Source organism: Chlorogloeopsis fritschii PCC 6912, from assembly GCF_000317285.1.
In the GTDB taxonomy this organism is placed as follows: domain Bacteria; phylum Cyanobacteriota; class Cyanobacteriia; order Cyanobacteriales; family Nostocaceae; genus Chlorogloeopsis; species Chlorogloeopsis fritschii.
Genome location: NZ_AJLN01000113.1, coordinates 31,509 through 41,998, shown reverse-complemented (window position 1 = coordinate 41,998; position 10,490 = coordinate 31,509). Strand labels below are relative to the sequence as shown.

At 41.5% G+C, this 10,490-nt stretch carries 5 protein-coding genes; 2 read left to right on the top strand and 3 right to left on the bottom strand.

Going from position 1 to position 10,490, the window contains the following annotated elements:
• Positions 1-81: 81 nt before the first annotated feature.
• Entirely contained in the window at positions 82-381 is a 300-nt protein-coding gene (locus UYC_RS0123840; protein ID WP_016874787.1) for an antibiotic biosynthesis monooxygenase family protein, read from the bottom strand.
• A gap of 242 nt (positions 382-623) precedes the next feature.
• Here UYC_RS0123840 and UYC_RS0123835 point away from each other — a divergent pair, with 242 nt between their 5' ends.
• Positions 624-4,382: a tetratricopeptide repeat protein gene (locus UYC_RS0123835; protein ID WP_016874788.1), complete on the top strand. Its 3,759-nt coding sequence runs from the start codon at positions 624-626 to the stop codon at positions 4,380-4,382.
• Positions 4,383-4,384: 2 nt separating this feature from the next.
• Here the strand turns inward: UYC_RS0123835 and UYC_RS0123830 are convergent, their stop codons facing one another.
• The gene (locus UYC_RS0123830) at positions 4,385-7,957 is read right to left on the bottom strand and encodes a WD40 domain-containing protein (RefSeq protein WP_392407140.1); all 3,573 of its coding nucleotides are present in this window, start codon (positions 7,955-7,957) and stop codon (positions 4,385-4,387) included.
• Positions 7,958-8,473: 516 nt separating this feature from the next.
• On the opposite strand from UYC_RS0123830, the gene UYC_RS0123825 reads away from it, so the two are divergent.
• Complete coding sequence (locus UYC_RS0123825) at positions 8,474-9,838, top strand: hypothetical protein (protein WP_016874790.1); 1,365 nt, start codon at positions 8,474-8,476, stop codon at positions 9,836-9,838.
• Positions 9,839-10,267: 429 nt separating this feature from the next.
• Here the strand turns inward: UYC_RS0123825 and UYC_RS0123820 are convergent, their stop codons facing one another.
• Positions 10,268-10,459 (bottom strand): DUF4278 domain-containing protein, encoded by a 192-nt coding sequence (locus UYC_RS0123820; protein ID WP_016874791.1) that lies wholly within the window; start codon positions 10,457-10,459, stop codon positions 10,268-10,270.
• Positions 10,460-10,490 lie beyond the last annotated feature (31 nt).

Below are 10,490 nucleotides of genomic sequence, written 5' to 3'. Positions count from 1 at the left end.
ATATAACTGAATTTATGCCACTGCTGTTTTCAAGTTTCCCATCTAATGAAAATTTAGGGAGTATCATGGGCAAAACTCAGATCAAGAGTTAAATAAAACGCTTTCATAATGCTCGACAACCGGAAATGGATCGTAGAAGTGGTGGAGTAGCGATCGCCACTCTTGATATTTTGGTGATTGTCGAAACCCAATAGTATGGTCTTCTAATTGCTGCCAACGTACAAGCAGAATATAACGATTTGTAGTTTCTAGACATCGTTGAAGCTCATGGGAGATATAGCCTGGCATAGAAGCAATAATAGTTGAGGCTGTTTTGAAGGCAGCTTCAAATTCTTCAGTTAAATCAGGTTTCACCTCAAGAATCGCAACTTCCAATATCATGGTTTGAAATGCTAGCTCAACATTGCTCAACTTAACACCAATCTATGATGCTAAAAACCTGATTGACAAAAATGTATGTTATAAAATTGACCATCCATTTAGAGAAAAGCTGTATAAATGTACAAAATATGCTTAACAATATGTCAAATTTATCTTGTTTATTACATCGGTTTTTACGTAGTCAATAGTTTTTTAGACATCGATCGCTAAAATCTACAGGAAAACATCCAAGAGTTCCCAAAATGCTCAAGTGGCTGGTGCGATGGCTTAAAAGGTTTCGGCAGTCTCCCAAAAAAAAGCGGTATGCTTCTGCAAGGGCTGTAACTGCACCTCAGGTGGTAAAAAAGCCGCCCGAACTAACTAATGCGGATTTAGAATATTTGTTTACCCAATTGTTAGAAGGTGTGTATCAGGCACGAGGCAAGTATTGGGCAATCAAGTATCTGCAACGGATGGAACATCGTATCAGTGTTGACCGTTGGATAGAATGGTTGCTGGACTTTGGTGAAAAATTGCTAACTTCACCCGCTCCAAACAATCAGTTAGCAGAAAGAATGGTGCAGCTAGGAGAGTTGGGAATTGGGACTGTTGGAGATCTTGCCTACGACTTGGGTATACGGTTACTAACACGGAACTTAGGCGAAGAATATTGGGAAGATTTAGAAACCACCCAGGCTATACCTATCCCTGTTCCACCACCAAATACGGAATTACCGCAACAGCAAGATGTCGAAATTACAACATCTGCAGCATCATCTTTCAGTACTCCTGGTATAGAATCTTTCAGTACTCCTGGTATAGAATTGATACGCAATTTTGGCGAGAGATTATGGGAAGACGAAGAAGATGTATCACAAATAACACAAAATAGTTTTGTAACAGCTTTACAACCAGTAAAAGAAGATACTGCAAATATATCTCCAAACTTGATTAATTTTGGTGAGGAGGAAGGAGCTTGGATACAAGAAACTCTGACAGCAGATGATTTGTTAGTAAGCTGGGAGCAGAGTAATAACTTTGCCCAACAATTAGCTGTTGAGCTAGAAGTTCCATCAACCAACTCAGATCCAATTATTGGAGCAGTAAGCGATCTAAGCGATCGCATTACAACTCAAGCACAAGCATATTTTTACCAAGCTCTGCAACAAGCTAAGAACGGCGATTTAGCAACAGCGATGACACATTACGACAAAGCCCTAGAACTGAAACCTGATGTCTGCGAATATTGGTTTAATCGAGGTTTGACGTTATTTTATTTAGGCAATTTTACCGAAGCGATCGCCTCTTACGACAAAGTACTGGAGATTAAACCGGATTTTTACAAAGGTTGGTACAACAAAGGTGCAGCCTTAAGCGAGCTAGGATATTTTGCCGATGCACTTGCTTGCTTCCACCGAGCATTAGAATTAAAACCCGACTATCAGCAAGCCTACTCTGGATGGGGTTTAATGCAGTTGAAACTAGGATATCTACCGGAAGCAATTTTCGGTTTAGATCAAGCACTATTACTGCAACCTCAAGACTCCCTAAGTTGGTATTGGCGAGGCGTGGCATTCGCTGAGAATGGGCAACATCATGACGCGATCGCTTCCTACGACAGAGCAATAGAATCCGATCCCCAGTTGGATTTAGCTTGGTACAATCGGGGATTAGCACTATCTAATTTAGGTTGTTGGGAAGATGCGATCGCCAATTACTACCAAGCCACAGAAATTAATCCCGACTGTCACGAAGCTTGGTATGCCCTGGGAAGCGAACTGGAGAAAGTAGCAAATTGGGAAGATGCAGTTAAAGCTTACGATCGCGCTACACAAATTAATCCTGACTTCCACGACGTTTGGGTTGACAGGGGAGTAGCACTAGCAAATTTGGGAAGGTGGCAAGATGCGATCGCCTCTTGGGATCGAGCCATCGCGATCAAGAGCGATTTTTATTTAACGTGGTTCAATCGTGGTGTCGCCTCAGATAATTTGGGGCGTCGGGAAGAAGCGATCGCCTCCTACTACAAAGCGATAGAACTTAAACCCGATTTTCATCTGATCTGGTACAACTTAGGCGTAGCTCAATCTCACCTGAAGCGATTTGAAGAAGCGATCGCCTCTTACGATCAAGCTCTACTTCTGCAACCAGATTTTTGGGAAGCTTGGCTGGGGCGAGGTAATGCTGCTGGAGGTGCAGTTAATTTTGAAGGGCTTGTACAACAACAATCTCATATCAATCCTGCCTTGAATGAGCGCGGCTATGATGGCAGATTAGCAAGTTATCAAGAAGGGTTGAGATATATTAGCCCAACAACTCACCCTGAAGGCTGGGCTACACTTTCTCTAGCGATCGGTAATGCTCATTACGAACAAGGTAAGCAACATTCTCCACCCCGCTATTATTGGCTGCAAGCTGCAACTGCATACGAACAAGCGCTCTATGCTTTCACAGCAGAAGGATTGACTCTATTGCATTTAGAGGTGCTGCAAAATCTAATCAAAACGCTAGTGGTTTTGGGAGAAAAAGCACCAGCACACGAATACCAGCAACGCGCTATTTATTTGTTGCAAAGCTTATTAAACGAAAGCGATCGCACAGATGAAAGTAAAAAGCAACTCGTTTTGAAATTTGCAGGCATAGCCCAGTTAACCGTTGATATCGCCATCCTATATGGAGATTTAGCTCCTGGCTGGGAAATCTTAGAACAAGGCAAAAATGCCTGTTTGAACTGGCTATTATATGGTTGGACTGATGAAATTTACTCACCCACCTACGCTGACGTTCACCAACTACTCAATCCCACAACTGCGATCGTGTGCTGGCATATTACCCCTTGCACCCTACGCACCTTTGTCATCAAATACAATTCTCCAGAACCCATCCCCATCTTTACACCCGTACTCAATTTTGACTCTATTGATGAATTGCCTGTACCCGAAGCAGTAGCACGCTTAATTGAATTTGAAAAATGGGTGCAGGAATGGAATCAACAATATCAGGAATATCGCCGCGTCGGTGAAGACGAACAAAGCAAAAGCAAACATTCCTGGCGTTTAGACATGGAACGGAGGCTTTTACAACTCAAAAATATCCTCAACATTTCTGCAACCATACAGGAACTCGAAGACATCACCCAACTGATTTTAATTCCCCACCGCGATTTGCACGCCTATCCTCTTCATGCCCTTTTCCATCTTGCTGCACAGGAAGAATCGTCAAATTTGAATGCAAATTTCAAAATTACTTACCTGCCAACCGCTCAAATCGGATTATTTCTAAAAGCAAAATTTGTAAGACAGACAGACGAACTGAGTTTATTGAGTGTCGAACAACCGAACAGCACGGATTATTCCAGACAGAAATTTGCCAAAATCGAAGCTGAGTTGATTAGTCAGTTATTTGATAATTGTCAACGCATCCCAGAGTCACAGGCTACCAAACAGCAGATAGAAAATGCCCTGAGTGGCGATCGCAATCTGCTTCATTTTATTGGGCAATTAACTGAAAATTTGATTCATCCACATCAATCAGCATTATTATTAGCACACGATAAACTCACTCTAGAAGAAATTTGTAAAAATTCCTTAGTAAATTACAAACTGATTACGCTGTCAGCTTCTGAAACAGCTATGTCTTACCCCCAAAGCACCACCACCGAGTATGTAAGTTTAGCTCACGCTTTTCTCAGTCTGGGAGTACCTTATGTAGTTAACAACCTGTGGACTGTAGACTCAGCTGCCGCTGCTTTGGTAATGATTGAATTTTACCGAAGAATTAAGCTCAATCAATCGATAACTACTGCCTTTTTAGAAGCAACAGCATGGCTGAGAGAATTAACTGCCGGGCAATTGACAAAATGGTACGAAGATGTAATCAATCAACTGCCTGGTGAGGAATTAAGAATTAGAACGCATTTAGCAGCGGAGTTACACAGAACTAGTCAAATGTCAAAAGAGAAAAAGATTTACGATCATCCTTACTACTGGGCAGGATTTAAGTTAACAGGTAATTTGAGCTAATCTCACAGCAGGCGATCGCACAAATGACGGTCTTCTGCTTTGACATTCGCACTATTTTTTAAATAATCCCCGATCCAATTGCACCCTTCCAGCAATAATTTCTCTGGGCTGGAATCAATATCTAAATTCCAAAGAATGACGTTACCAATTGAGTCTGATGATGCTAAAACCCGACTATCAGCACTAAAACTCAGACTTTTCACCCCAGCGCTATGTCCGCCAAGAGTTTGCAACACTTCGCCCTTGCGGTTCCAAAGCTTAACTGTCATATCTTCACTGGCAGTGACGATCATCTGTCCATTAGAACTGAAAATGACAACATTTACTTCACCTTTATGTCCCCGGAGAGTCAGCAATTCTTCGCCCTTTCGGTTCCAAAGCTTGGCTGTTTTATCTTTACTCGCAGTTGCAATTATGTCGTGATCGGGACTGAAACTAACTGAATTTACTCCTGCTTGATGTCCTCGCAGGGTTAACAATTCTTTTCCTTGAGTGCTCCAGAGTTTGGCTGTACCATCTTCGCTGGCGGTAGCGATAATTTGACCATCAAGGCTGAAATTTACACTTCTAACACCAGCCTCATGCCCTTGCAGGATAGCAATTTCTTGACCTGCCAGATTCCACAATTTGGCAGTTGTATCCCAACTTGCACTAGCAAGAGTTTGACTGTCAGGACTGAAACTCACACTCCTGACATCTGCTTGATGCCCTCGCAGTGTTGCCAGTTCTTTTCCTTGTCGGTTCCACAACTTAATGGTTTTGTCTCGACTGGTAGTAGCAATAAGTTTACCATTCGGGCTAAATTGCAAATTTCTCAAGGTATCGTCATGACCGCTCAATCTAGCTAGTTCTTGTCCTTGTCGATTCCACAGTTTAGCCATCGTATATCTACCAGCAGTACCCAAGGTCTGACCATCAGGACTAAAACTGACACTAGCAGCGGCAGCATCGCCAAGATTGAGTATGAAAGAGTGGGATTTATTGCCTAAATTCCACAATCTTACCATCCCATCCTCACCACTACTAGCCAGAAAGCGACCATCATTGCTAAAATTGACACCCCAAATTGCATCTGTATGACCTTGGAGAACTTGTAATTGTTTTCCTTGACGGTTCCACAGTCGGATGGTTTGATCCCAACCAGCTGTAGCAATAGTTTGACTGTCGCGATTAAAGACTACACTACCAAGGGTGTCAGTATGTCCACGCAAGGTCACTAATTCTTTTCCTTCTAAATCCCAAAGTTTCGCGGTATTGTCCTTACTGGCAGTAGCAATTGTTTTGCCATCCCGACTGAAATTAACGTACATTACCCAATCGCGATGCCCCTTGAGTGTCACTAGTTCTTCACCGTTCAGGTTCCAGAGTTTTGCAGTACCATCACGGCTGGCGGTAGCGATCGCATTCCCCTTGGGACTGAAACTAATTGCTACAGCAGGTGCATTATGCGTATGAAACGATCGCAATTCTTTACCTGCCAAATTCCACAATCGCATTGTGCTATTCCACTCCATCCCTGCTACCATCTTGCTATCGGGGCTGAAGCCTACACACGCTACCCAATCGTTGTGAGGTAAAGTCAGAATTTCTCGACCATCCTCAACCCGCCAAACCTTAACAGTTTTATCCCGACTGGCGCTAACCAACATCTTGCCATCAGGGCTAAAATTAACACTCCATACACCATCAGTATGCCCCCGCAGGGTATGAAGTAGCTTTCCGTCCCGTCGCCAAATTTTCACAGTCTTGTCCCAACTAGCAGAGGCGAGCTTTTGCCCATCGGGACTGAATTTCACTCGCGTAACTACATCTGTATGCCCTACTAAACGATTGCTTTCGCGCACCCAATAGATAGACTGTCGCAGTGCCTTTTCTAACTGTACTTTCAAGTCTGTACTTGCATGATTCCATCCCAATTGGTTCAATTTAATATTTGCTTTGATACTTTCAGCCAAGGCATCTAAGTTTTGATCAGACTTAAAAGCAGCTTCTGATGAAAGAATCAGTGTTTTAATCTCGCCAAGATTTACCTGTCGTTTTTGTTGCGTTGTTTGCCATGTCAACAATCCCGATAATCCTACTAAGGTAGCAGCTGCTACCGAAAGTACTGTTAATCCCATTAGTCCGCGCTGAATGGTTTTCTTGGCTTGCTGTTGAGCGTTGAGTAATATTTGATTTGCTTGCTCCGATGCAGTGAGTGCAATCTGTACCTCTCGTTTATCCAGTTCTTCACTAGCAGCTAAAAATCGGTAATCTTGATTACTTAAGCTTTTTCCCTTCGACCAAGCTTGAGCTGCTTTGAGCGCTTCTCCCCGCAGGAGATAGGTTTCATTTTGATAATTAGAAGCTACCCAAGTATTCAGTAAATCTGCGTAAGGTCGTAATTTATTTAATTGCTTTTCCACCCATTCAGAGTTAAAAACTTCCTGATAAATGCGGTTGTAAACTCGCAAATAACCCTGTTTTTTGACAACCAATCCCGATAAGAGTAACTCTATTTTTTCTGGAGAATCATCAGCAAGAATACTGCCATCTTGGAGAATTTGCTGATATAGTCCTAGCAGTCTGCTGGCACGTTGCTCGTTGCTCAGTAGGCGATCGCGTATTGTCCTGAGATGGGGTGGTTCGTCTTGGGCTGCCCAATTTTCGATGAGATGCGATCGCACAATTGCAGACACGCGATCGGCAATTTCTTCATGCTGCGTTAATATCTCCCCCATCAGTTTTTGCAAAAACGGGTACTCAAGAGTGGGAAATTTTTCTTCCCTGCGGCTTGGCACCCCGCTCTCCCATTTCTCCTGCTGTGCTATCAAATTACACAACTTCTGAGTGAGAAATGGCTGTCCTCCCGTCCAAGCAAGTATTTCCTTCAGTACTGCCTTGGGATTGTCTACCAAATCAGCCAATCCTACCTCTAGCGGTTTAACTTCATCCACATGAAACCCATTCAACTCAATTGCCCGACCAATATTAAAAGGTGTCCGGGTTTTATCTACAATCAAATCTGAGGGGGTTGCTACTCCTAATAAGGCAAAAGTGAGACGTTTGCGTTCGTGGCAAGCTCGGATTAACGCAAAAAAATCATCAGAATTAAATGGTAAGCTGAGGGTACTGTCGATTTCGTCGAAAAAAATCACGATTGGTTGAGCAATCAACTCTGGCAGTAAGTTTTGGAGTAACTCACCCAAACGACCGACAGGCGATAAATATTGTCTTTCTATTAACCAATTGCGGACATTAATTTGCCCAGATAGCCGCAAACTTCGCACCAGACGCATAATAATGTCAGCGTACCACTGGTCTGGCGTAATATTTCTGTTTCCTATTCCAGATAGATCAACCGTTGCACAGGCAAAGCCATCCTCTTGTAGTTGCTTTGCCACCTGTACCCGCAGGCTAGATTTTCCCATTTGGCGACAGTTGAGGACGTAACAAAATGCACCTGATTTTAAAGCCTGGTAGAGTTCTTTATCCGCTTGGCGTATGACATAGCTAGGTGCATCTACGGGGAGACGACCGCCAACTTGATACTCGTAGGGTGACAACAGTTCGTGCATTCGGGTTGCCTGCGTCATTTATCAAAGCTTGACTGAACTTATTTTTAAGGCTTGAGCGGTCAATTGTCCATGTAGAAAAGTTAAGGATTTTGAAGTGAGAAGAAACTTAACTTTGCGTAAAAGCTGTGTCATGTCATTAGTTCTAAGGGGTTTGTAGTTAGCGATTTATCGCTCATTAATTTCAGCGGCTCCACCGCTGACTACAAACTTTCACAACCGATCGCAATTAATGGCATAGACCACTACGTATATTTCAAAAATATAATATGAGACCTCTAATAATAGAAAAGCTAAGAAACCAAGGAAAGAGTGACTTAAGAGTATTTCTATAAAGAATTTAGCGTCTACAAAAATTAGATGAGCATATTTAATAATCATAAATATAAAATCAAGAATTTTACTTAAATAAAACCCAACTTTAGCTAAAATTTAAGCCATCAAATCCTTAATTTTTCTGTATGGACTATTCTCTATAACATCACTAAAAATATTAATCATAGCTACCGATTAATGGTAATCGAAAGGAGAATAACAATGCCTATACCTCAAAGAAAAGTAAAAATTAGCCTGAATAAAACTGAACCAACAAAACTGACAGCGGAGATATTACAAAAACAACTAGCGAGTATTGGGTTGACCTGTATTTATACAGAAAAAGAGAACCTTAGTGCATCTATCAGTGAAGTAAAGAGTAAACTTCCCAGCGGAGTTATACAAACTTACGGCATTAAATCATATAAACAAAGTGAAGACGGCAAAGCATTCTATACAAATGAGTTTGATGGTCAATTTGATGTCGGCAGTTTATCCTACAATGGTTTGGAAAAAGCCTCAGAGGCAAACTGGGAACCTGATTCTTCAGCTTTGGGATATAGTACTGAATTGGAATATATTCAATTCCCGTCTCACTTTGATTATCTTGTCAAGAACAGATCGAGTTTTACTGGCATAAAATATCAGCCAACTACGTACACGGGGAAATTTACATCTGTAGACTCAATTAAAAGTTTATTCGTAAATGTCGGCACTATTGCTTCAGCAAGTCTCGTTAAAGGACTCGACAAAGACTCTATAGAATCTGTATTGAGTAATGCGATCGCTCCCATTAATGATGCGAATGTCCAAGACTACGATGTCTCAGATAGTAGAGTCATATTTTTGGTAGAAAATTACAATCCAGAAACACGTGAAGCTGATGCGATCGGTGTGTTAACAATCAACTGGCATTTGGTCATTAAAGATTACAAAAAGAAAAAGGATTCACTTAAACATGATACTACTCTAACTATCTGGTCTCGCTCAGTGCTATACGATAGCATTGATGCTCTCAACGCAGATGTTGAATTTGTCCAGTCCCATTTCAAAAACAATCTGTTCCTTTTCAAGATACCCGCAAAACCTAGCACAGTAGAAATATTTCCTAGTTTACCTCCAGCAATTAAGGATACATTTAGCAAAAGCTTACCAAAAATTTCAAAAGAGGACTTTGTGGAGGTTATTGTTTTATACTCTCCTGATTTAGATAATATTGGCTCTTTAGACAACAGCAATTCCGACGCTGACACAAAGTATAGCAAAAGTGTAACTAGTGGTTTTACTTTCACAGCATCCCAATCTTTCAGCACAGAACTCTCGTTTGAGGCTAGTGCAGAGGTGGTAAAAGCTGGCTTCAAGATCGGATTCAACATCACCTTTACAGAACAATGGAGTGAAAGTACAACTGAAACTATGGAGTTCACTGTGCCAGCAGGCAAGAAAGCATTTACTTATCAAGGTTATTTGCTTGCTGCAATATTGAGATACGATCCGGCAAATGACAGTTATAAGTATGTTGATTTCAGCAGATTTATGACCAACATCTTAACGACTACTAGAACACCAATCGAAGCAGCTTCGTAAACAAAGATTTACTTTTAACTTTTGAGTCAATTCCTCGAATACAATTCGGGGAATTTTATTTTGACGTCTGAATTCTTCTTTTATTCACATCTGTCTTGAAAGGCAGAAGGCAGTAGACGCGGAGCGGATAGAAGTAGGTAGGCAGAAGGGAAAGATTCACTTTCATTTCTTTGTTGTGAACTCTGCTCATGAATGTCTTGCACCAATCCCGACAGCTTAGAGGTGTTAGCCGACAAACCCTCGTTACCAGATTCAACCTGGTAACGATAACTAGAGCTTCTGGCTCTTGTTGAATATTCATTTCCTGATACTAAAATAAAACTAATTACACACTTTCTTCGTAGAAAATAGGCGGGACAGGAAACAAAATCTGTTTCCTCCCGCCTTCATCTGTAACTTTAATTTTGCCTACCCAAATTACGAATTAGTTTAATGCCAGATAGTGTAATTTATACCACGATACTTCAGTTGACTAGAAGTATGGGCATGGGATTTACGTGTAACAGCAGGACTGGAAAATTTAATTTTTGTACCCCGATACATACCTATGCGATCGCTATTGGCTACTTTCACAACTGTAGAGTTAAATTCGTAATTAGCAGCTCGATAAGTTAATTGCATGACTTTGTTCTCCTGACCTGAGGATATCTGT